We start from the raw sequence: 25,870 nt of genomic DNA, 5'->3' as shown, positions 1-25,870 counted from the left end.
AGATGATTATTCAAAAGAGGCTTTTTATTCAAGAACTTATCACCAAACATTGAAAAATAGTTGCACTAAAATCCATAATTTACAATTCAATTAGAAACTTTTTCCTAAATCTAGCGTCTAATACTATGACTTTTAGAGGGGATCTAAATAAATGACTAGAGAGTAGAAGGAGCCAAAGACAACGCATGAATATGAAGAAGAAATTATCCATTTTTACCGCTTTAGCTGTTTTTCAAGCATTTGCAGTTGGTTCTGTGAATGCGCAATCAGCACCACAAGGTGACACCGCGTCAGTAAACACGGCCAATGTAGAATCAGTTGAGGTGTTAAAGCAAGAGCAGCCGATTGCAGAGCGTGAAGTGAAGACGGAGAGCAATAACAAATCTATCACTACTCCGCCCACTGAAGCCAAGGACACTCAAACCTCAACCGGCACTGAGGCAACACCTAAAACAGATAGCGAGAAACCTGCATTGGATGGGGGAGAGACCACTACTAATGAAACGGGTACAAAACCTGTAGTTCAAGAGGGAACCCCTGAGAAGGTTGAAACGCCAGCTACGCCTGCTCAGATAGAGCAACCATCCGTTGATGGGACGTCTCCTGCAGTAGCAGGTGGGAATCTGACGTTGTACATGAATAGCAACAAAATGGAGCAAGATGGAAAAACGTATCTTGCGGGCCAGCCAATGGCTGTAAAAAACGGTGTATCCTATGTTGCAATTCGTGCACTGGTTGACCGTGTAGGATACGGCGTCAAATACGATAACAAAACCAAGGAAACCATCATTATTAGTGGTGACGATGAACTCCGATTCAAGACGAACAGCAAAGACTATACGGTAAATGGAGAGACCAGAACGATGAAAGGCCCTGCGTATCAGCAAAAAAATACGTTCATGGTGCCGTTAACTTCCATTACTCAAGCTCTGAACATCACCTATAAAGTGAATCAGTCGGCTAAAACGGTTGTGTTGAATCTGAATACAAAACCTGTTGCAAGCTTTACCATTTCCCAAAAGGAGATCTTTGTGGGAGATCAAGTGGACTACGTGACTTCTTCCAGTTCACCTAATGGAATGGATATCGTTGACGAACGCTGGACAGGGCGCCAGGATTCATTCGATCAAGCAGGTACATATACGATTTCATATCAAGTACAGGATTCCAATGGTCAATGGAGTGATCCCTATTCAACTACGATTGAAGTTTTAGCTCCTAATCTTCCTCCTGTAGCTATGTTCGCCACGGATAAAGAACAATATAAAATGGGCGAAAAAATAACATACACAGACCAAAGCACAGATGATGAAAATAATATTGTTAAAGCAGTATGGGAGAACAATTCACTTGCGTTCTTTGAACCGGGTCCAAAAACGGTGACACTTACGGTTACTGACAATCACGGCGCTACGAACACGTATTCCAAAGTCATTACCATAACGAATGAGACCTTATATTCATTTACCGACTTCAATTTACTTTTCACGCCGGTAGGACAGAAATTCACCTTTAACGGCGGCGAAGTGACTACGATGGAGAAAGTCCCGTATACGTACATGGATGAGCCAAGTTTGCTGATCCGCAGTAACAGTCCGGAAACTGTGAATACGGAAGGTATTGTATATAAAGAATCATCTTCGGGGCAGACCCGTTTCATGATTCACCACGTGAACAATACAGGCAAAAGAGTAAAAATGTATGTGATTGCAACCAATAACAATCCAAATCCGGCAGTATTTGAACAACAGAATATGGGCTTTGCTGGCCCTACACCGTATGCTACCGTAGCTGGGAAATTGTCTATTGATAAATGGTTCAAGTCGATTCAGACTGGAGCGGATCAAAAGAAAGAGTACCTTCAACCTGGGGAAAGCAAACTGATTTTGACAGAACTTAATAAAACGCCAATGAAAGAAGGACAAGTCATTTCTCTCTATTCGGACGCTTATAGTGATTATTCCCTAGACTATAACGTTATCCTGGTGGAAGAAAATAAAGATCCGTTTGAGGCTCTGCCATTGTTACCTGTGCTTGATCGTGACGGAGTACACAACCGTGGTACGTACCCGAATGCGACTCGCATTATAAAGTACGATGAGCACGTGGGAATCAAACCTGCCCGTCTGCCACTTGGTGACAATTCAAGCGATCCCAATCTGGTAGGAACAGATCCGATGGCTTACACAGACGCATCCAATGCGGGTAATTTCGGCGTATTGTACAAAATCACGCTGACCAATGTTGCACCGCGTACACTTATCTCCTTTAACCCTCGTGGAGGGAAGTACTCCGGAGTAGCTCTGGTGAACAATCAGTTGGTATCAATTGCCGAAGGTAACGTTGCGGTTGCCAATTCAAGTGAACAAAGCGTGCTTTACCGCACCGGTTCAACTGGAGAGAGCGTAACCATTCTATTCTCTGCCGCACCAGGAAGCAACCTGCCGGTGAATCTGCTCTTTACACCACTCCCATCGGAGAAGTAATCTAGTTGTCTCTTATAACGAATAGTTTGAGTGGCGCGTTAATCATCGACAGAAAAGACTCCGTATGGAGTCTTTTCTTTTCACTACTTATTTCTACTAAGGAGGAATCAACTTCCGATGAATGTAGTCGTCAAGTTGATACGTGAATTCAAAGAGCGGGATACCCGGCGTTTGTTGAAAGATTATCGAGACAGAGTGGGGCTTATCAGGAAACGGAATTTGGAAGTTTGGGATGATCAGCACCTGCAAGCGGAATCCCTTCGGCTGCAAGAAGAAGCAAGATCAGGCACGCCTTTGGATGAGCTGCTTGTTGATGCTTATGCTCTAGTCTGCGAGGTTGCGAAGAGAACACTCGGATTACAGCCTTACGATGTGCAAATTATGGCTGCGATTGCTTTGCACGAGAGATTTTTGATCGAGCAGCATACCGGTGAAGGAAAAACACTCTCTGCTGTTATGCCTGTTTATCTCAATGCTTTGACAGGCAAAGGCGTTCATGTGCTTACTTTTAACGACTACTTGGCAAATCGAGATGCAGCGTGGATGGGACCGATCTATCGCTTCCTCGGGTTAACGGTAAGCTCGGTTCAAGCGGGCATGAGCCTGTTCGAGAAACGGGAAGCTTACGCGAAGGACATAACCTATGTTACAGCTAAAGAAGCAGGGTTCGATTATTTGCGCGACACAATAACATTCAATGAAGCTGATACCGTGCATCGTCCTTTCCATTACGTCATCGTCGACGAAGCAGATTCATTGCTTCTTGATGAAGCGCGGGTGCCGCTAGTCATTAGTGGCGATTCGAGTGCTTCCAAGAGTGATGGCAATCTTTTCGCAGAAGTAGCCCGGCAGCTGCAGCCAGGAGAGCATTACGATTTTGACGAGTTCCAGCGGAACGTTTACTTGAATGAAGCGGGTGCTGCAAAAGCGGAGTTGCTGCTGGGATGCGGCAATTTGTACGATAGCCATAACAGTCATTGGTTAACGTCATTGAATTGTGCGCTGCATGTGGAATCGTTATTAAAAAAAGACGTCGATTATATCGTCCGGGACGGTGTAATTGAGCTAATCGAAGAACACACCGGCCGTGTGGCCGAGAACAGATATTTGCCGGACGGCCTGCAAGCTGCGCTGGTGGCAAAAGAAGGGTTGCAGTGGAAGGCCGGTGGTAGAATTCTCGGCACGATCACGATTCAGCACTTTATTAGCCTGTATTCGGGAATTTGCGGAATGACGGCTACGGCGCACGCTTCAGCAATGGAATTTGAGGATATCTATGCGTTACAGGTCGTGCAAATACCGCCAAACCAGCCAAACATACGGATTGACCACAAGCATCGAATTTACACCCATAAAGAAGCCAAATATAAGGCACTTGTACAACAAATCTCTTCCGTCCATAATGAGGGACGCCCCATTCTTATTGGTACCTCAAGCGTTGAGGAGTCTGACATACTGGCGGAGGCGCTGGCGGTTACCGGTGTACCTTGCCAGGTTCTGAATGCAAAAAACGATGCAAAAGAAGCCAAAATCATCGCTAAAGCCGGAGAAATCGGGGCAGTAACGGTATCTACGAATATGGCAGGACGCGGCGTCGATATTCGTCTCGGTGGCGGCAACCCCGCGCAGGCAGAAGTAATTGCCAAGCTTGGCGGATTATACGTAATAGGTACATATGTGAACGAAAGTATGCGGATTGATGACCAGCTGCGCGGACGTTGCGGCCGCCAAGGTGACCCTGGAGCTTCCGTATTTTATATTAGCCTGGAAGACGAGTTGATGCTTCGGTTTGGCATTCATAAACTGTTTCGCGCTCCCAATCAGGACGAGGTTCTTGATGATCCGGCGCTCCACAGCAAAATCGAGCACATTCAGCGCGTTATTATAGGCCAAAACTTCGATATTCAGCGGGAATTGAACTGTTATTCGGATATGGTGGAGGATCAGAGGCGAATTCTATACGAGGAACGGCTCGGAATATTGAAAGGCGAGAGACCGATGAGCCCATCGGAGCAGCGGGTACGGCTTTTTTATATCGACGAGTTCTGGGCTGACCATCTGGCATTCGTTTCTTACATTCGCGAAAGCATTCATCTCGAGAGCATTACCAGTCGCAACCCGATCGACGAGTTTCATAGGCAAATCACCCAAGCATTCGAGCAAATTCCGGCTAAAATAGATCATGAATCGGCGAATATGCTTAGAAAACTCGGAGGTTCGAATGATCCCGAGAAATGGGAACAGTTCGGTCTGAAGAGTCCTATTTCGACTCGGACTTATATGATCAACGATCAATACAGCCAAGATAAGCGCAGCTCATGGACCGGAACGACGGTATTTGCTTTTTGGGGCAGTAAGATTTTGAAGCTGTTACTGAAGCCAGTATATAGGATGTCAAAATAGTAATGGGAGCGTGACAATCGATGAACAATAGAGAACGGTTTTCGAGCCGGGTCGATTCGTATTTGAAATACCGCCCGAGTTATCCAAAAGAGGCTATTGACCATTTGTACGACGTCGTTGGTTTACATGTGAACAGTAATATAGCAGACATCGGTTCAGGTACTGGCATCATCTCAAAACTACTTCTGGAACGCGGAAGTTATGTAGCCGCAGTCGAGCCAAATCAGGCAATGCGGGAGGCCGCCGAGCAAATGTTAGAAAGTAATCCGCAATTCCAGAGTATAGCAGGTTCCGCAGAATCTACTGGATTACCTGATCAGTCGGTTGATTTTATTGTCTGCGCTCAGGCATTTCACTGGTTCGATCGCTCTGCAGCCCAAATCGAGTTTCGCAGAATTCTGCGGCCAGGTGGGAGAGTAATACTCATCTGGAATTCACGTCTTACTAACGGTACTCCATTTCGTGAAGAGTACAATCAACTGCTCCATACATATGGAACCGACTACGAAAAAGTTAATCATAAAAATATTTCTCAGGCGATATTGCTCTCTTTTTTCAAGGAAGGTTCAATGCATGAAATGCGATTCAAAATGAGTCAGGAGTTCGATTTCGAGGGATTGAAGGGCCGGTTGTTATCATCTTCTTACAGCCCTGTACCCGGGCATGCAAATTACGATCCAATGATGACAGAACTACGGAATTTATTTGATAAGAATAATCAAAATGGTCTTGTTGAATTCGATTATGAAACTGAGATTTTTTGGGGAGAAGTATAAATACAGCATTTGAAAGTCGCTATTATAGCGGCTTTTTTTTATTTTAGTAGAACAGTTCTTGTCTCACCTGACGGGATTAGCTGTTGGAACGAGCCAGGCACACTTCCTTAAAATCTTATAAGAAATTCTTGATATTTCAGAAATTTATCCGATAGGCGGGTGCTATTATACAAATACAAACAAAGACGAGGTGATGAAATGCAAGCAAAGTTGGCAGCGGACGCCATTCCCATCTCCAAAAAGCGAAAGACATGGATAAGGACGATCCAAAAGTATAAAGTGATGTATGCTCTCTTATTACCAGCCTTAATTTACTTTGCGGTATTCAAATACATTCCTATGGCGGGAATTATGATTGCTTTTAAAAACTATAACCTGGCTTTGGGGCTATGGGATAGCCCTTGGGTGGGATTCAAAAATTTTACGGATTTTATGAACGGCGTATATTTCTGGGACATCATGAAAAATACGATCATCATATCGCTGTATAAGCTATTGTTTGGTTTCTCCGCGCCCATCGTACTTGCTTTACTCCTCAATGAAGTGTATAGCCAATGGTTTAAGAAAATCGTGCAGACAATCACTTATTTACCTCATTTTCTGTCATGGGTCATTGTTTATGGAATTATGGTCGCATTACTAGCCCCAGGCGATGGTCTCTTTAACATGATTATGAAAGATTTTGGTTTTGAACCCATCTCGTTTCTAACGGAACCTGCCTGGGGCAGATTGCTGATCATCTTATCTGAAGTATGGAAGGATATTGGATGGGGAGCAATATTGTACCTTGCCGCCTTGGCAGGAATCGATCCAAGCTTATATGAAGCGGCTCGAATGGATGGGGCATCCAAATGGAGACAGCTATGGCATATAACGTTACCCGGTATTCGTGGCGTCATTATTCTGATGCTGATTCTTAAATTAAGCCATATCCTGGATGCGGGTTTTGACCAAATATTCATGTTTGCCAACACCTTTAACCAGGAGAAGATCGACATTATCGACACATGGGTATACCGGGAAGGGTTGGAGCGTCTCAAGATTGGCTTGGCTACTGCTGTAGGGTTGTTTAAAGCTGTCATCGGATTTGCTTTAGTGTTGGCAGCGAACAAGCTCGCCAAAAAATTCGATGGGCAAATTTGGTGAGGTGGTCTTTAGAATGATTCATATGACAATCGGGGAAAAAGTCTGGCAAACCGCCGTTTATGTGATGCTTATTTTGTTATCCCTACTATGCGTGCTGCCCTTCCTATATGTGGTTGCTGTCTCCGTAACGCCAGAATCGGAAGTATTAAGAAGAGGGATTGTGATCATACCCGAATCCTTTACCTTTCTGGCCTATAAAGAAGTATTCGTTTCTCACGGGATCTGGCAGGCGTATAAAATTACGTTGTTTCGAACGATTGTAGGCACTGCGTTAAATGTGTTTTTTACAGTAATCGCGGCATATCCGTTATCCAAAAAATATTTGCCCGGAAGAAGTCCGTTTTTACTCTTCATTGTGTTTACCATGATGTTCAGTGGGGGGTTAATTCCGACTTATTTACTAATTCGTTCCTTGGGATTGTTAAACAGTCCGTGGGTATTGATCATTCCAAATCTCATTAGTGCATTTAATCTGGTGATCATCAAAGGTTTTTTTGAGCAATTACCTGGTGAAATCGAGGAATCAGCGAGGGTAGACGGTGCGAGTGAGCTTCAGACGTTATGGCGGATCATTTTACCCTTATCCTTACCCGTACTGTCCACCATTTCTTTATTTTACGCAGTCGGGCATTGGAACAGTTATTTTGATGCCATTGTATATATCAATGATTCCAATTACATGCCACTTCAAGTGATTTTGCGCAACATCCTGCTTAACGTTGCAACTCAAAGCGCTGATTCGCTCGCCAATTCCGGGGCTGTCAGTACGTTCGCTGTGCAGATGGCTACAGTTGTTGTAACTACAGTCCCGATATTAATCGTTTATCCATTTTTGCAAAAGCATTTTACCAAAGGTGTACTCCTGGGATCCGTTAAAGGTTAAAAAGTGTTCCAACCTAACTTATTACGGGGAAACCGTGATAATATACAAGCAAAGGAGAGGTCAATATGCAGCGTAAAAAGATTTCATTTGCTATTCTGTCGGCAATTTTAGGGCTTGGAACGCTATTGTCAGGATGTGGGGGAAATGAAGAAATTACATCGACAACTTCGGGTAATTCGCAAGGCCAGTCTGGCCAGTTTGCAAACAAAATGAAAATCTCAATGTTTAACCAAGGTACTTTTAATGCTGCTGCTCCGGTACCTCCACGTGATGAAGATATTCAACGCCAAATGTTGGAAGAAGAGATGAACATCGACTTGGATATGATGATTCCTCAAGCGGGTCAAGCAACAACCAAACTGAATACACTCATTGCAGGCGGGGATATTCCAGACTTGCTCTTCTTGAAAAGTCGTGCTGATCTCGCGCAATATTACGACCAAGGTGTTCTTGCGGATTTGACACCGTATATGGACCAATTCCCTGAACTACAGAAACGATTTGGCACCGACTCATGGGAGGCAATGTCCTATCAAGGAAAAACCATTGGAGTTCCAGGTTATGATAATGTAAACGGTATCAGTCGAAGCTTCTTCATCCGTAACGATTGGCTGAAAAAGCTAAATATGGAGGTACCAACGACACCTGACGAGTTGTTCGAAGTTATGAAAGCCTTTACAGAGAAAGATCCGGACGGTAATGGCAAAAATGATACGTACGGATTCATTGGCGGTATGAATAAAGAAGGTAATCTGCAAACCTACGGCTTTGATAGCTTGATGTGGATGTTTGGCGTTAATCCTCCTTCGGCCGTTGAGATAAAAGATAATGAACCGGTATTCCTGTTTATCGATCCCAAAATGAAAGAGGCACTTGCTTACATTAATAAAATGATGGCAGCCAAGGTGGTTGACCCAGACTGGGTGACGATGAATTCGCCTGATCTGTTGGACCAAAAGATGTTTAAGGGTAAAGTTGGCTTTATGATCAGAGATGCTCGTAGACTGGAACCGGATTATCAACAGAAAATGAAAGAAATTAGTGGAGAAGTTCCGGAATGGATTGTCATCCCTCCGATGAAAGGTCCTTACGGGGATCAAATTGTAGAGAGAAAATCATTCCAGGGCAATTCATGGGCCATATCCGCAAAAGCGGACGAGGACAAAATCATTCGGATCTTGTCCATGCTAAATTATCTCTTTACGGATGAAGAAGCTTATCCAAACTTTGCATACGGAATTAAAGGCATTCATTGGGATGTCGTAGACGGCAAGATCAAGAATAAAACCTCCGAGTTATCAAAGGAAATGAAAGAGAAGTACCTATGGGTCGATCATTATAGAATGCCACGCCGTGGTGATGATGCGGAGTACTTCAGTTTCCAGAATCCGAAGACGGCGGAAGCTTTCAAGAACAATCAGCAATATGTCGGGCCAACACTGCCCGGAAATTTATTGACCCCTGACCCAAGCGATACCTTGGATGCTGACCGCACACGTTTCATTAATGAAAGCTTGGTTAAATTTATGACGGGCAAAGAGCCTCTTTCCAACTGGGACAATTTCCTCCAGACGCTGGATACCAAGTTTGACATGCAGAAATATAAGGAAACAGCAATCCAGCAATTTAAAGAAGCCGGCCTTATCAAGTAAAAATAAGCGAAGAGAGAGTGGCTATTCGTAGCCCCTCTCTTTATTAGCATATGCTATTCTTAGTTTAAAACGGAACTAAAAGGAAGATGATCAATGCGAAGAAGAATCAGCTTGCCTTTAAAATTATTTTTAATTGTGTTTGCCTTTGTATTAGGCTGCATCATCTTGATAAGCCAATTGTCTTATCGCTATGTGCAAAAGGAAATAAGAACCAATGACATTTTTTACACCAATCAAATATTAGACAAGGTAGACCAGTATTTCACCGTTAATTTTTCCTCCTTCCAGACGATTCTCTTCTCAGTTGAAACATCAGTGAAAGCCAACATTAACAATACCGAAGTGATTAAAAAGCAATTAAGAGAGCTGTATGAACTCAACAGTATTTATGTCAGTAATATTTATTTGATCAAAAACGATTTATCCATTCTGGGTGGAAGTACACCTACTCGAATATTCGATGAACCTTTATCTGAAAGAGCACCTTTATTTGATGCGGCTGACAAGAATAGAAGGACTACCTTTGTTAGTGAACCTTACAAATCGAAGTATTCCGGCTGGACCGTTACGATGGTTCGATATCTGAACGGTGCTCCGTTTCCTATGGCCATTGCGGTTGATTTGGATCTAAATGCCATTGAAGAAACCTTGTTCAAGATTAATAAACAGGAACAAATGAATCTGGCTCTGATCACTGCGTCAGGTAAGATCATTGCCGGATTTTCTGAAAATAAAGGACCTCTGAATATTCAAGATCATTCTTTTTCGATCGGAGAGACGTCAGCGGAAGAAATTCTGGATACAACAGAAACAAACCTTCAACTGTATACCAACGATGGTACTCCGGTCTCCCTTTTGAAAAAACCAACGGAGAAATTCAACTGGACCATCATCTCGATCAACGATGAATCACGCTTGAAAGCAGCATTGTCCAGATTGGAAACCTATTATATCGAGCTTCTCGCTGCAGGTCTTCTCTTAAGTTTGTTCATTTCTTTTTTGGTTGCCAAATATATAAGAAAACCACTCTATACGCTCAAAACAAAAATGAAGCAGGTGGAACAAGGTATCCTCACAACGACAATAACGATTAATCGAAACGATGAGTTTGGTGATCTTTCACGAGCATTCGATCGTATGCTTCAGCAGATTGTTGAACTGATTCGCCGAGCCGAGCTTCATAATGAACTTGAGCGGAAGCTGGAAATCCAGGTGTTACAGTCTCAAATAAACCCACATTTTCTGTATAACACGCTTGGTTCAATCAGCAATGTGATACGTCTCGGGCAAATAGAGAAAGTAGATGTAGTGATCGGGTCACTCATTTCATTATTGGAGTATGGGATAGACGATGCATCTGAGAAGGTTTCCTTACGTCAGGAACTACGCAATGTAGCGGACTATATCGAGATCCAGAACATTCGGTATAACCGAAACTTCAATTTGATTGAAGATATCGAAGCAGGGTTAATGGATTTTCCGGTTTTCCGAATGCTGCTGCAGCCTCTTGTGGAGAATAGTATCTTCCATGGTTACAACGGTGGGGCAATTGAGGGCCCTATTACGATTCATGCCTACAGGGAGGATGGCATCGTCATCATTGAAGTTGTTGACCAAGGTGAGGGAATTCCGGCTGATAAAATAAAGCATATTTTAATCTCAGAACCGAGTGAAGAGGAAGTAAAAAGAAAAAGAATCGGGCTGAATAATATTCATGGGCGAATAAGACTCCACTACGGAGATCAATTCGGGCTGGATATCATTAGCATACCTAAGGAAATAACCCGTATACGTGCTTTATTCCCGGCAGAATTGCCAAAAGGAGATGCATAATGGGGAAAGACTATACCTGCTTCATTGTTGACGATGAAGACCTGATCATTCAACGATTGGAACTGTTTTTTAGTGAGCTCTCCCATAGGGATAAACGATTTGTTCTGGTGGGCAAAGCGAATAATGGGCTGAATGGGATCGAGGAGATCATAAAACTTAAACCGGATATCGTCATATCCGATATCGTAATGCCGCGAATGGATGGCATCTCCATGATTGAGCAGCTCAAGGCGGAGCTTCCCCATACCCAATACATACTTTTGACCGCCTATTCATCCTTCGAATACGCTCAACGAGCGATTCAAGCCAACGTATTGGAGTACATTGTAAAGGTTCCGCTGCGGGAAGCTGATTTGAATCGAGCGTTGGATAAGGCAGCCGGAATTTTAAATGAGTTTGAGAAAAAAGAGGCAGAGTTTCACTCGTTAAACGTATCCGTACTTGAAAATAAATATAGAGTCCGCAAGCAATTTTTTAACGAATTGATCCGAGGTGAAATTCCTTCTCATCGGGCATCGGATTTTGCCAATCGCATGCAGTTTCATTTCTTTCAAGCCAACTATTGCTGCTTCATCGTTGAGATGAATACGTATGAAAGTTTCCGCAACGAATACGCGGCCGCAGATCAAAACATCTTGAAGTATGCGATTACAAATATCATCGAAGAAACGGTGATGAGTGGTGGCAGCGGCGTAGCTGCAGATCTGTCCGATAATTGTTTTATTGGCTTTTTATCCTGGGAAAATAACCGCAGTGATATGGAAACGGAATATGCTTGCCTATCCTTGGGAGGGCAGATCATCTCTCATTTGCATCAATATTTGAATAAAAGGGTATCTGTCGCTTTTGGTGGTCCACACCGAGGCTGGGAATCGATCAAACAGGCGTATACAGAAGCTAAAAATGTGAGTGAGGATTTCTATTATCATACCGAAAAAGTCGTAAAAACACCGATGCATCGGTTCCAGTACCATAATGACAAAAAAGCAGAATTTCAGCAGAAGCTGGCTGATTTTCTTATACGGCTGAAACGAAAGATTTCCAAGGAAGAGCTGGACAATGCACTTGCCGAACTGTCGCAATTTGTTTCGGACCACAAAATCCACAAGTCGATCATGGCGCCAATGATTAGAGACTTGTACAGAGACATTACCGTAAAGTTTAAATCGGGGAATAAAATGGCCACGGAAGTTCCAGACTTCCCTATGGAATTTATGGCTTTTCAGGAGCAGCTCGCCTATATTGGCGACTTCACATTCGAATACGTGCATGCGGGCCAACTGTTACATCGTGCAGAAATTATGAGTGCAATGCATTATATAGAGACAAACTTGAAACAACGTTTAACGTTGGAGGCCATTGCGGAGGAAGTGAATTTAGCGCCATCGTATTTTAGCAGCTTATTCAAAAAAACAATGAACGAAGGCGTAATCAGCTACATCAACCGTAAAAAAATCCATCTCGCTCTCGAGTTGTTAAATGTGAAGGATTATTCTTTATTGGAATTGTGCGAGGAAGTAGGTATCGTCAATGAAGGTTACTTTTGCAAACTTTTTAAAGAATATACGGGGGATACTCCTAAGCAATACCGGATCAAAATGACACGGTAGGAATCCAACTAAGGATGCAAAAAATGTATGATTTTTTCGCGAAATCCTGTAAAAAAAAACGGACCAAAACCATTACCATGATAGGAGTATCTAATCATGGAGGTTATCCAAATGGAACTTATGAAAGCAGATGTAACCGTCATAGGTGGAGGAATTGCCGGGATATGTGCTGCCATTGCTGCCGCACGCCAAGGGCTACAGGTTTCACTTATCAATGATCGGCCGGTTCTGGGTGGAAATGCGAGCAGCGAGGTCAGAGTTCATATCAACGGGTCGGCATATCTCGGAAACAGTCCATCCTATTATGCTCGCGAAGGCGGATTGGTGGAAGAACTCAAGCTGAAGATCTTTCATTATAATCCGTTATACAACAAAAAACTTATGCTTTCACTTTCGGATACGGTCTTGCTTGACATGGTTTATGATGAGCCCAACATTTCTCTCTTTCTGAATACATGTGTGCATGAAACGGGCATGGAGAACGGCAGAATTCAATGGGTGGAGGGCCTTCAATTAGCTTCCGAAAGAAAATTTCGTTTTGAAAGCCCAACCTATATTGATTGCTCCGGCGATGGAATTGTTGGATATCAAGCAGGTGCTCACTTCCGATGGGGAAGAGAAGCGAAGCATGAATACAAGGAGGATCTGGCTCCAGAAGTGGCGGATCATTATACCATGGGTGATACGATTCTGTTCCAAGCCCGTGACGTAAACTATTCCGTTCCTTACAAAAGGCCTGGCTTTGCGTATGATATTACGAAGTTAGACTTTTTTGATAGTATCAGAAAAGGATTAAACCATCGATCTTTTCCAAGGAAAATCAACGGGCTTGGCGGATTGTGGTGGCTGGAATACGGCGGACATATGGATATTATCAAGAATAATGAAGACATCGCATTGGAACTGCGGAAATTGGTGTACGGGATCTGGGATTATATCAAAAATAGCGGTGAGTTTGATGATGTAGACCATCTCATCCTGGATTATGTATGCCCGATCCCGGGAAAGCGAGAGTCGAGACGGTTTATAGGTGAACACATGCTGTCTCAAAACGATCTTACAGCAAAGCCTCATTTCGAAGATGCGGTATCCGTCGGAGGCTGGTATATGGATCTGCATGCGAATAAAGGCATCTACGATGAGGGTCCGGCTACCGCGTGGAATTATGTGCCGGGATTGTATAACATCCCTTTCCGCAGCTTATTTTCACGCAATATTCCTAATCTGATGTTCGCTGGCCGTAATATAAGCGCTACCCATGTGGCTTTTGGGTCCACACGGGTCATGGCAACCTGTGGTTGTATGGGGCAGGCGGTAGGAACGGCTGCTGCGTTATGCGTAAAATATGATACAGACCCTGCGGACATCGTCAGAGCCCATATGGATGAGCTTCAGGCGCAGCTGCTTCGAGACGGGCAAACGATTGTAGGGCTTCAAGAGCCGTTAGATCCTTATTTCGCAGACGGCTTAACGATTCGTGCCTCGTCGCAGCGAAGCTATGAACAACTTCATCCAACCGAAGAGGTGTCCTTAGACAAAGCGTTATGTTTGGTCTTGCCGATCCAGACATCTCTGGTTGAAAGCGTGCAGATCAAAATTAAAAATAGATCCGAGCATTCGGAAACGTTGCAACTGAAGCTGTATGGCGGTGATCGGAAGGAAAACTATATTCCCACCAGCGAGCTGAAGGGCTACAACTTGGTGATTTCAGCGGGTCACGATGACTGGATTACACTGGACCTCAGCTGTAAGAAACCAGAAGACGACAAAATCTACATCGTATTGGAAGGTACGGCGGACCTCACTGTACACAGCAATGAAGAGAAATTGACGGGAGCGGTTAGCTTCCTTTATAGACCGGAAGAGCCAGCCAAGCTGAAGAAACTTAATAAGAGCATTTGCTTCAAAGACCTGATACCATCCCAGGATATGTATAATCCCGCAAATGTCGTCAACGGTTTTTCCAGACCTTATGGTTTGCCGAACAGCTGGATTTCGGAACGTACGGAAGGAAAGGAATGGTTGGAATTTGGTTTTGCAAGCCCCAAAAATCTGGATGAAATCCATCTTGTTTTCAATTCGCAGCTGAATTTGGAGCATTTCGACGATCCAATCGAGTCGTTGATTCAAGATTATGATGTGACCTTAATCTTAGAAGACGGAACCGAAAGCGAAATTAAAGTCCGTGGGAATTATCTTTCGTTGAACAAACATCAGGTGTTTGCAAAAGGTGTAACTCAAATCCGGTTTGATTTCTGTGCAACGTATAGTTCGCCATATTATGAAGTGTTTGCTGTAAAACTTTTTGCTTCTAAAAACGCTAAGTGAGGGCGGGTGAAGTCGTGATGAAGGAATTTTTCCCACGAAGAGGGCTGCCTAATGTCATTCAGAAGTTGGAAAATGGAGAAACCGTGACCATCGTCTATTTTGGCGGCAGTAATACACGTTCGAAAGGATACAGGGTCATGACGGCGGATTGGCTGCGAGGGCAATATCCCCATGCCGATATCCGCGCTGTGAACGCAGGCATTGATGGGACAGGATCGGACCTCGGCTGCGCCCGTTTGGAGACAGATGTGCTTCGTCATCAGCCTGATCTCATATTTGTTGAATTTGTTGGCAACGATGGCGGAGTTCCCGAATCCAAGGCACGGATCGAAGGTATTGTCCGACAGATTCGCAAGCGGAGCCGGTTTACTGATATCCTGTTTGTATATACGGTTAAGGAGCGGGATTTGACCTCATTTCAATCCGGCGAATACCAGAAGGGCGCTCTTATGCAAGAGGAAATCGCCGACTATTACGGCATTCCTTCCATTCATCTGGGCGTAGCGGTCAGTCAATTGGTTTCGGATGGAAAGCTCATTTTCACCTCAAGTGCAGATGTGTCCATTCCCGGTGCCGTTATTTTTACACATGATTCGATCCATCCAACAATTCCCGAAGGACACCAGATTTACACAGACACCATCATTCGGTCGTTTGAGAAAATGAGCAAACTTCGAGATCACGTGGGAAAAGTGGAACATCATTTGCCACAAGACACTTTGGTCCCGTCCAATCCTTGGGAGTATGCAAGCATGCTGCCACTGGATCGTCTTACTCAATTTTCCGCAGGGTGGTCTTACATGACAACTGATGATTTTCCTTTAGTGCGTGAGTATGATTGGTTGTTCCCCGGTCTATGGAGAGCAGTTGATCCCGGAGAGACGATCACAGTGGAGTTTGAGGGAACACACATCGGCTTATTTGATATCGGGGGGCCGGATTCTGGCCGATTGAAGGTGTCGGTGGATGGGGGGGAGTCCTTTCTTATCGATCGTTTCACTCCTTATAACGATCATAATCGAAATCAATATGTTTTCTTGCCAGAGCTACCAAATGGGAAACATACAGTTCGCTTCGAGATCGATCACGAGAAGACTGACAAAGCTGCCGTGTTTAAGGCTAGCGGCAATGAACGAAGTATGGAACATGTTCGGCAGCATCCTGCTTGGTATGATCAAACGGTCATACAGCTTGGAAAGTTGTTATTGGTGCAACCGCCATTATAATTGATTGGTTCACTTGGAACACTTGGAAGACCTATATTCTATTTGGCTGCAACTGAGCAATCAATTAGGGTGTAGGTTTTTTTTACTTTACTTAAAATCGTATAAGAAATTCTTAAAATGAAAGAAATTTCACCGTGACGTAACATGCTAAGATGAAAACGACAGAACGGGATTTAGGCAGAAGGATAAGGTTAAGTGCTTTTTACGATCATTCCAGCAAAAGACAATGCATTTGTGGAAGCGTTATCATTTTAAGGGAAGGCTGTGAATTGTATGGTCAAAAGGAAGCTATTTTTCTTCATCGTTTTCATGTTGACGATCGTAGTCCCTTTCAGCCTGATCGGAATAAGGACCGCTTATGCGGAGACCTTACCTTATCAGACAATTATTATCGATGACGGGAGTATCAAGATCAATGATGATGTGACACCTGATGCAGGTAACGAGAACAATGGATATTCGGCCCCTAATTGGACCACAAGCACAGGGGTGAAAGGGTATGATCTTTCCAGCACCAAATATACAAGTACAGCAGGCAGGACGATAACATGGAATCCACGCTTGGAAGAAGGAACGGCGAAAATATCGTTCTATAAGCTGGACTGGGCAGATAAAGCAGATAGCAATGTGAAAATTGAGATCGTTCATAATGGAACAACGGATGTAGTCTTTATGGATCTAAGACCCTCATCTGGTGCTCCAGCAGGGTGGGTTGATTTGGGAGAGTACTATTTTTCTGGAGTTGGCGAAGAATTTGTTCAATTGACCCGGTCTACCGGCACCACAAACACGATCCTTACGCGCGCGGATGCGGTCAAGTTCGAAGGGAATATAAAGCAGAAAGAGCCACATAAGACAATTATCATTGATGATGGGAGTCTCACAATTGATAATGTCGTCACTGTTGATTCAGGAAACGTCAGTAACGGGTTCTCCGCTCCTTATTGGACGACAAGTGCAGGAGTGAAGGGATACAATAATTCCAGTTCCAAATTTACAGACGCTGTAGGTAGAAGCATCACCTGGAATCCACGCTTGGAAGCAGGGACGGCGAGAATATCGTTCTATAAGCTGGATTGGGCGGATAAAGCAGATAGTAATGTGAAAATTGAGATTGTTCATAACGGGGTTACGGATGTTAAGTTTATGGATCTTAGACCTTCGTCAGGTCCATCGGTTGGATGGGTGGATCTGGGGGAGTATGAGTTTAGTGGTGATGATAGCGAATTTGTCAGGCTGACTCGAACGCAGCCTTCTACGGGTACAATTATTACGCGGGCCGATGCAGTCAAGTTCGAGGGGAATATCCGTCAACAAGCACCACCGCTCCCCCCGCTAAGAAGCCGTACCTTAGCGAATCTCAGTTACACAGAGAAAGGCAGCATTGAAAATGCTAATTACAAGGCAACCTTTTATGAGGCAGCATGGGATGAAGGTAAATCTATCGTTCGTGACATGTTCTACAAAAACACGGAGACAGGGAACTGGGTTCCAATCAATAATGAATCGGAAAGACTTGAGGAACAATGGGTTTTATTGGACGGGAATGCGGGGAGCCGAACCAATTACTATGATACGATGAACAAACGCTGGATTACATTCGACGGGGTCCATTTTCCCGACAGCCAGACCGCGGTATTAACCGACTCTACACATGGCAGTGATTATGATTTTGAAGTGAACTGGTCCATGGCAGGGGATAAACCAGATGTCTCTTTTGCCTTTACGCCTCGCCGCGACGGCAATTATGTGATTGGATATCAGTCCTTCACGACAGAGTCCGCCTCGGGCATCAATGAAGTGTTAAATGGATTCAGGTCACATGCCAAAATGGTAGGTACAGTGGAATCAACAAGCTTAAGAGAGCTGAGCGCTCCGATGAGCCTGGTTGAGAAAAATGATGGTGCGGGAAATCCATTGACGTATGGCATATTTGTACCTCCGACAGAGCTTCCGGTTGAATTTGAACCGACGGGAGGTGTTACGAAACAACGACTTGGCATGAGCCTGGTCAACAACGAAGGCAGCGTGCAGCCAATCTTGTATGCGCCTCAATTAGGGACTTATTCGCAAATGACTGCAGAAAGCACGTATCAATTTCATATGGGGCTTATCGCTCAAAAAAGCAATCTATATGAGTCCTACGTGGATATTCTACGCAATGAATACGATTATTCAGCATACCGGGAAAATGTTTCAAATAAATCGCTTACTGACGCGATGTTTAATATGATCGATTTGCTTAAGATTGAGCCGCAAGGAGATGACTCTGTTAATTATGTCCCATCACCCAGCGGGTGGTGGAGCCGTGCCAAGGGTTTTATTGATATCGAAAACGAGGACAGCGTTCGAACAAGCTCAAATGCAGTTCTTTTGGGGGCTTATTATCTCACTGGAGATGACCAGCTATACGATACGAGAGCACTGCCGTCCGTCCAGTATGGCGTATCGCGTAATGGTATTGGTTGGTCGCCAACGCAGAAGAAAGTATACGGTGTGCCTTCGTTATGGAAAATGGCTACTCTGCCGTTTGATGTTTCAAGTGTCGCCGCTGTTCATCAGATGATGGGCACTTCGGCAGGAATTGGGGCATTAGCACAGGAAGAATACCTCGTGCGTGACCCGGATCAGAAAGACCGGGGTCCTGTCATTCAGCCCCTGATGATGTATCGGATGACGGGAGATGCGCAGTATTTGCAAGCTGCGAAAGATGCAGCCGACAGTTATATCACGCAACATATCGATACGCCTGCATCTGTCGATGTGAGTAAAAATGAGTTCATTTATTATTATAGCAAGCTGTGGATGGAGATCTTGGAGCTATATGAGGAAACGCAGGATCCCAAATACTTGGATGCCGCCTATAAGGAAGCCAAACGGTATGCAACCATGTTTGTTGCTCGCCCGGTTCCTGAAGGTAACGTTACGATTCCTCAGCCGGAGACGTATAATTACGCGGAGTCGTTCCATTGGCCGGAAAGTGGTAAATTTCAATATCCTAGGCTTAAGCTTCCCGAAGATATTGCCGGAGGTGTTCAAGCGGAGCGTTGGCTTGTCTCACCGAGCGGATTAACTTTTGAAGCAGGAAGTACCACTGGTTATTATCGGATGAATGCTCAGGAAGCTCCGTTCATGCTGAGATTGTCGCTTTATACAGGGGATGAACTGCTGCAGGATATTGCTCATAATGCGGTTATTGGACGATATTCCAGTTATCCAGGTTATTATTATAAAGGCTTCGCTGTTAGCCAACTTGAACCGGATTTTCCTCTGGAAGGCCCAAGTGGGGCTACATCTATCTATTATCACCATATTCCAGGGCAACTCGGGCAAACGATGGATTATTTGATCAGCGAACAATCATTGAAATCGAACGGCAGTATTACGTTTCCTTCCGTTTTTGAAACGAATTTTTTATGGTTCAAATATCACCTCTATGGCAATAAACCAGGCCAATTTTATGGTAATTCGGACGTCTGGCTTTGGATGCCCAAGGGGATTATTAAGACCAACCATCCTCAATTAAACTGGATAACGGGTGAGAGCGGGGATAAATTCTACATCGGGTTAAGCAACGCATCTTCAGAAGAAGTTCAGACTCCAATTGAATTAAATGAACATATCATTGGATTCAACCCGGCACAAGATTATACGGTAACGATCATCCGCGACAATGGTACACCAGAGCAAACGGTTATGAGTGGTGGAATCATTCAAGCCACGGTTTCAGGCAAGGGAATCACCGCGATCATTGTAGAGGGACTAGATATTGATGTACCGCTGCATCAGGTCAGAACGGCAGATACCTCGGATGCAAGCTATTTCTTTGATACCCACAGTCCAATTGATGCGGTTAAAGGCATGCTGATCGTTAAGCCCGACGAAACGGTCTATGATGCATACGTGCAAGCCAAGACGACAAAATCAGCAACCATCCATTATTCGTTGGATGGCGGGGCCACGTACACGACCATCCCAGATACAATATACCCGATGGAATGGTCGATACGGGTGAATGATTTATCCCAGCCTTTCACGTATTACGTGGAATCGGAGGGGAAACAGACCCGTAAGCGGACACTTTATCTGCCTGATCAGGTATCGGAAACTCCAGTCCAACCCGAGGGGCAGGATCATTCATCTATCATTGTTGATAATACGGAGGCAGAGACAGAAGGCGTATGGATAAGGGACACGACGGCTAACGACTATTATTATGATAACTATGTGTATGCCAAATCTACGACCGGCACAGCGACAAGCAAAATGAGATGGCGGCCTGAGCTGCCAGAAAGTGTCACTTACAGTGTGTATTATAAGATTCCGCAAATCACTGCTGCGAGTGAAAACTGGGCAACAAATGTCTCATTTACCGTTTATCATAACGGAGGCTCCGAAACGGTTACAGTTGATGAGACAACGGCGAACGGTACTTGGGTGCATCTGGGGGATTATCCTTTTGCTGAAGGCGATAGCGGGTACGTAGAACTAACCAATAAGGCCAACAAGTCCAGAGTCGTTGCCGATGCAATCATGTGGGTGGACCCAAACAGGATACCGCAATTGGAGTCTGCTGTGATCATGTCCGATCGGAACGAGCTGCAGATGACTCAAACCGCACAACTGAGCGTAACCGGTTATTTAGATAACGGTTTGATCGGTGATCTTACACAGGCTGATGTACAGTATTTCGTTGATCGTACGGATCTGGCCGAAGTGAATAGCAGTGGGGTGTTGACCCTTCTTAATCTTGATGGAGACACGGATCACATTGAGGTATGGGCTACTGTTACGATTGACGATGTGACCCTAACCACAGCACCTTTGAATATCACGATCAGGGACCTAACGGTTATCGTCGATAGTACAAATACAACAGGGTTATACACGACAGAAGGGTCTTGGAGCCAAAGCAATTTAGCAGGATACAAAATTGGGGTTAAATCCCGCTATTCAACAGTTCAAGGATCATCAGCAACGTGGAAAGGCGAGTTTCCAGAGGGGAAATATACGGTCTCAATCTATAAACTCGTCCATACGACCGCAAACGATAACAATGTCAAAATAGAAGTGAAACATAAAACGGGTACCGAGGTCACCTATATCGATGCAACGGTCGGCTCATCAGGTTGGGTTAATCTGGGAACGTTCGACTTTACAGGTGACGGCAGCGAGTATGTCCGGTTAACCAGAGTTACGCCTACAACGGTAGACCCACCAACGCTTCCTGCGGATATGATCTATACGAGGGTTGACGCAGTTATGTTCGAACGGCATTCTGATGATTCGGAGCTGCTTGCTAATGAGGAGCCAGTTGAACCGACACTTTCTGAATGAGGGCAGTGAATTATGAATGGAAGTGGAACAACGGTAAGTGATGTTATACAGATTATTGTAAAATAACGCTAAGAGCCGAGTGGATCAAAACGATCCATTCGGCTCTTTTTGTCTAAGTGCAAGAAAGTTTGGTTACAAGGGAAGGCAGTCGGCCAACTTCCTCTTACCACCCATTGATCACTTAAGTTTGCCAAAACCAACTTTTTTGGATGCTCGTAAAAAAATTGCCGCTTTCAGATTATGTTTCGTCACACTCAAAACGTTTCTCTAGACCCACACAAATCTTCAATGGTACTATCATACACGTGCTTGAATTGAAGATTGCAGGAGGATATCATGTGGATCAACTTAAATACGATAATCTAAAGCTGGGAGAGCGCGGAGCTATCATCAGCATTATCGCCTACATATGTTTGACCGTATTAAAACTGATCGTTGGTAATATGGCCGGATCAGAAGCACTCAAGGCGGATGGATTAAACAATGCCACCGATATTGTGGCCTCAATAGCTGTACTGATCGGTTTGAAGCTTGCTCAACGCCCAGCCGACACAGATCATACATATGGTCACTGGAGAGCAGAGACCGTTGCATCGCTTGTTGCTTCTTTCATTATGATGGCAGTAGGTTTACAAGTACTGTTTGAAGCCATTGGTTCTGTGTTTCAGGGTACACATGAATCTCCGGATATCATCGCTGCGTACACAGGCATTTTCTGCGCAGTTATCATGTATCTGGTCTATCGTTATAACAAGAGACTTGCTACACGTATTAAAAGTCAGGCGGTCATGGCGGCGGCTCGTGATAACATTTCCGATGCCTGGGTGAGCACCGGTACGGTCATTGGGATCGTGGGTTCCCAGTTCGGCCTCCCATGGCTGGACCCTGTAACGGCTGTCATCGTAGGTTTCCTCATCTGCAAAACCGCTTGGGACATTTTCAAGGAAGCCACACACCATCTGACGGATGGTTTTGATGTTGAACTGATTCAGGAGTACAAAAAGACGATTGCCGGCATTGACAGCGTAGAGACGGTTAAAGACGTGAGAGCGCGGAACTATGGCAATAACGTTGTAGTAGACGTTGTCATAACAGTCCATGCTGGCCTGGATCTTCAACAAGCACACGATATCTGTACAGACGTGGAGAACGAATTAATGGAGGAGCATGACGTATATACCGTTCACGTTCATGTGGAACCTGATGTGTTGGAAGAGTGCATTGGATAGCAAGCTTATAAAAGTGAGACTCGTCAAAGCAAAAAACCAGTGAGCTTTACTCATTCACTGGTTTTTGTTGATTTCAATTTTCATCTTTAAAAAGAATCCGCGCGTTATTTATTCCATACAAGATTATCTCGGCAAATTGTAGGTAATCAGATTGTTATATTTATCCGCATGTTTCTGTTCGTCCAGGATGATTCCCCACACCGTGTCTTTATATATGCCATAAGGGAGGCCAAACCATATTTTTCTATACTTTTCCACGGCCGCCAATTCACCCTGAAACGCCTTTTGCAATCCGGCAAGATAAGAGGGTACCGTCTCAACTGGCTCACTGCTTACACCCGAAATCTCCTGGCCTGTCAGATCCTTGTACATTTGGTGGAACATTTGATTATGTCCTCGTTCATCATTACGGATGCTCGTGATGATGGCAGCCTGATTGGCATCGGGTGACAACTGAATCAGTGAATCATAGAACAACTCATCGTTTCGTTCTCCCTGCACAGCCGTTTTGATTAATTCAAGTGCTTCGGCTGATGATGTTGCCCATACCGGAGTAAAAGTGTACCTGTAACCATACGGATATGTCACATACATTACGAATCCCTCCAAGACCAATATGAGTTAGGGTATGCACGTATGCCTATCAGCGTTAACCCATATACTCAGTCCCGTCTTATTAATCGAAAGCTTCAGTGGAACTTTTACTTGGTATACCTCAATATTTTACTGTAACCATAAGCAATAACAAATGGCAGGAGGTATGACAGAAAGGTCCAAATAATGTTCCATCCATTAAAATAAATGACATGCCCCATCATTTTGGCAACCCATTCGATTAATGTCAGCGACAAGGATGCAACAAGGATTGCCAACCATGGCTTGGCACCTTTTTCTAAAATCGTATACATCATCAGGCAGCCGGCGATTGGATAGACTCCAAGATCCATTGGAAGAGCAGCAAAGGATTGATTATGAGTATTTGGAAGGATATTCCAGAAGTAATTAAACCCGATATTGTTGATGCATGCTGCTACAGCCACACCAAGTGGATAATATAGAATAAAGATGGTAAAGTTCCGACGCAGAATCCATGCACCCAATATAATGGGAATGACCATACCTAACAAAATGTTTCCTAACATGCAATTTTCCTCCAAAGCTTGTTACTTGTATAGTTCACAATAAGCCGCATCACTCCGTTGTCTTTTCTTCCAGAAGACGATCTACCTTATCTGTAAGTGCATCCAATTTTTTATCATAATGCTTGTACGTATAGAATCCAATGACGGCTTTGATTGCAAAAAAGAGCACCGCAGCAATGACAATGAGAATATAGTTGTGGGCAATCTGCCTTAACCAATCGTTAACTGCATCTATCGGATTTCTCTCCTTTCAATGCAAGTGGTTTGTATAAGTTAACCAACTCCATGGGATATAATGCATATTAGCAAACTCGGAACAGGCATGTGTGTGTCCGAACGTCAAAAAGGCCACTTATCCAACAAGGATAAGCGACCTTTTTATTATTTATTCAAATCTTGAGGACTTAAATAGACTTCAACAGCAGATAATGTCGGACACCATCTGGATTCTTCAATGATCAAGCGGAGCTTCCTTGCTCGAACAGGGAGAAAGCGGCAAATCCGTTTGTATCCAACGATGGTACAGTCGTACAGATCACGCCATATCTCGCCATCCAGATATTCGATGTGAAGTTTCTCAATGCGCTGTCCAGAACGGATATGCTCCTGAAGCAGGATTGTATCAAACGTATGCTCTTCCAATAAATCAACCTCAATGGCGGCGTGTTCAGTTCCTTCGTTGGGGCACCAATACGTCATTTTGTCCCCGTCCAGCACGCGAGTGACATCATGTTCCTCATCAAGCGATTCTGTTGCAGTAGCGTGTCCTCCGAAGGCCAAGTTATGGCGGAACGTAGCGCGAAGCCGATCGCCAAGCTCTTGCATCCGTTTGGCATCATTCTCATGAATTCTGCCGCGTTGGTCCGGAGGCAAATTTAACAGAAACGTAGCATTACCACCAACAGACTTGTAATAAATATCGAGAAGTTTCTCAAGACTTCTGACCTGATCATCCTCAGCAACGTGGTAGAACCAGCCTGGCCGAATCGAAGTATTAACTTCCGCAGGGTACCAGGTAACCGGCTTTCCGGCTACAGCATCACGGCTACCCAAATTTTCGTCGCGAGAGTTAGCAAGCTTGGCAAACTGTCCATCATCCACATGCTGCGAAGCCTCCTGAATCTTCTCGCAATCCCTGAGTTCCTCCGGAACAACACTCCACTCGGAATCCCGTGTATGTCCTGCTTCATTTCCACACCAACGCACATCCGGACCACATACGGATATGACGGCACCTGGCTGCAGTTCGCGAATGACTTCATAGTAGCCATCCCAATCGTATACTTGTTTCAAACCGTTTGGTCCTTCACCGCAGGCACCATCAAACCATACACAGAAGATGTCTCCATAGGAGGTCAACAGTTCACGCAACTGCAGCTTGAAATATTCATTGTATTCGGAGGTTCCGTATCGATGGTCATGACGATCCCACGGGGATAGATATACGCCAAATGCCAGACCACCCAGCCTGCAAGCCTCAGCGACTTCCTTTACCATATCACCATTGCCTTCGCGCCAAGGACTGCTCTTCACGGTATGTTCCGTATATGCGCTTGGCCAGAGACAGAAACCATCGTGATGTTTACAAGTTAGGATGAGACCCTTTATTCCTGCAGATTTGCATACCTCTACCCATTGCATGGCATTAAAGTCGGTAGGGTTGAAGAGGGCAGGTGATTCGTCACCGAATCCCCATTCCTTATCTGTAAATGTATTTATCCCAAAATGAATAAACGAATAAAATTCGAGCTCCTGCCAGGCCAGTTGACGGTCGGACGGGGTGATATTGGCAAGAGTCTGAATAGAGTGGCTCATGAGT

At 44.4% G+C, this 25,870-nt stretch carries 15 protein-coding genes; 12 read left to right on the top strand and 3 right to left on the bottom strand.

From position 1 onward, the window contains the following. Positions 1-185: 185 nt before the first annotated feature. The 12 genes from MKX68_RS25760 (at position 186) to MKX68_RS25705 (ending at position 22,909) form a co-directional block, all read left to right on the top strand. Positions 186-2,486: a stalk domain-containing protein gene (locus tag MKX68_RS25760; RefSeq protein WP_338586843.1), complete on the top strand. Its 2,301-nt coding sequence runs from the start codon at positions 186-188 to the stop codon at positions 2,484-2,486. Positions 2,487-2,603: 117 nt separating this feature from the next. Beyond that, complete coding sequence (gene secA2 / locus MKX68_RS25755) at positions 2,604-4,889, top strand: accessory Sec system translocase SecA2 (RefSeq protein ID WP_340914603.1); 2,286 nt, start codon at positions 2,604-2,606, stop codon at positions 4,887-4,889. A 20-nt stretch (positions 4,890-4,909) separates the two neighbouring features. After that, positions 4,910-5,665: a class I SAM-dependent methyltransferase gene (locus MKX68_RS25750; protein WP_340914602.1), complete on the top strand. Its 756-nt coding sequence runs from the start codon at positions 4,910-4,912 to the stop codon at positions 5,663-5,665. 198 nt (positions 5,666-5,863) lie between these two features. After that, on the top strand, positions 5,864-6,811 hold the full coding sequence (locus MKX68_RS25745; RefSeq protein ID WP_340914601.1) for an ABC transporter permease: 948 nt from the start codon (positions 5,864-5,866) through the stop codon (positions 6,809-6,811). Between the two features lie 13 nt (positions 6,812-6,824). Continuing rightward, positions 6,825-7,694 carry a carbohydrate ABC transporter permease gene (locus MKX68_RS25740; RefSeq protein WP_340914600.1) on the top strand — a complete coding sequence of 290 codons (870 nt, stop codon included), beginning with the start codon at positions 6,825-6,827 and terminating at the stop codon, positions 7,692-7,694. Between the two features lie 65 nt (positions 7,695-7,759). Further along, positions 7,760-9,346 carry an extracellular solute-binding protein gene (locus MKX68_RS25735; protein ID WP_340914599.1) on the top strand — a complete coding sequence of 529 codons (1,587 nt, stop codon included), beginning with the start codon at positions 7,760-7,762 and terminating at the stop codon, positions 9,344-9,346. A gap of 93 nt (positions 9,347-9,439) precedes the next feature. Beyond that, positions 9,440-11,179 carry a sensor histidine kinase gene (locus tag MKX68_RS25730; protein ID WP_340914598.1) on the top strand — a complete coding sequence of 580 codons (1,740 nt, stop codon included), beginning with the start codon at positions 9,440-9,442 and terminating at the stop codon, positions 11,177-11,179. Then, positions 11,179-12,789 (top strand): response regulator transcription factor, encoded by a 1,611-nt coding sequence (locus MKX68_RS25725; RefSeq protein WP_340914597.1) that lies wholly within the window; start codon positions 11,179-11,181, stop codon positions 12,787-12,789. Before MKX68_RS25730 ends, MKX68_RS25725 begins: the two co-directional genes overlap by 1 nt. A gap of 96 nt (positions 12,790-12,885) precedes the next feature. Further along, positions 12,886-15,117, top strand: coding sequence for an FAD-dependent oxidoreductase (locus MKX68_RS25720; protein ID WP_340914596.1), 2,232 nt, complete (start codon positions 12,886-12,888; stop codon positions 15,115-15,117). 17 nt (positions 15,118-15,134) lie between these two features. Beyond that, entirely contained in the window at positions 15,135-16,343 is a 1,209-nt protein-coding gene (locus tag MKX68_RS25715; RefSeq protein WP_340915508.1) for a GDSL-type esterase/lipase family protein, read from the top strand. Between the two features lie 309 nt (positions 16,344-16,652). Beyond that, the gene (locus tag MKX68_RS25710; RefSeq protein WP_340914595.1) at positions 16,653-21,680 is read left to right on the top strand and encodes a golvesin C-terminal-like domain-containing protein; all 5,028 of its coding nucleotides are present in this window, start codon (positions 16,653-16,655) and stop codon (positions 21,678-21,680) included. A 338-nt stretch (positions 21,681-22,018) separates the two neighbouring features. Next, positions 22,019-22,909: a cation diffusion facilitator family transporter gene (locus MKX68_RS25705; RefSeq protein WP_340914594.1), complete on the top strand. Its 891-nt coding sequence runs from the start codon at positions 22,019-22,021 to the stop codon at positions 22,907-22,909. Between the two features lie 123 nt (positions 22,910-23,032). Here MKX68_RS25705 and MKX68_RS25700 read toward each other — a convergent pair whose 3' ends face one another. From MKX68_RS25700 to MKX68_RS25690, 3 genes are all read right to left on the bottom strand, one after another. Beyond that, the gene (locus MKX68_RS25700; protein WP_340914593.1) at positions 23,033-23,503 is read right to left on the bottom strand and encodes a ferritin-like domain-containing protein; all 471 of its coding nucleotides are present in this window, start codon (positions 23,501-23,503) and stop codon (positions 23,033-23,035) included. 107 nt (positions 23,504-23,610) lie between these two features. Next, positions 23,611-24,051 (bottom strand): CBO0543 family protein, encoded by a 441-nt coding sequence (locus MKX68_RS25695; RefSeq protein WP_340914592.1) that lies wholly within the window; start codon positions 24,049-24,051, stop codon positions 23,611-23,613. 381 nt (positions 24,052-24,432) lie between these two features. Further along, on the bottom strand, positions 24,433-25,866 hold the full coding sequence (locus MKX68_RS25690; RefSeq protein WP_340914591.1) for an alpha-L-fucosidase: 1,434 nt from the start codon (positions 25,864-25,866) through the stop codon (positions 24,433-24,435). Positions 25,867-25,870: the final 4 nt, after the last annotated feature.

The organism is Paenibacillus sp. FSL M8-0212 (assembly GCF_038004645.1).
GTDB lineage: Bacteria > Bacillota > Bacilli > Paenibacillales > Paenibacillaceae > Paenibacillus.
The sequence above is the reverse complement of the archived record's forward strand: the minus strand, read 5'-3'. Positions and strand labels throughout refer to the sequence as shown.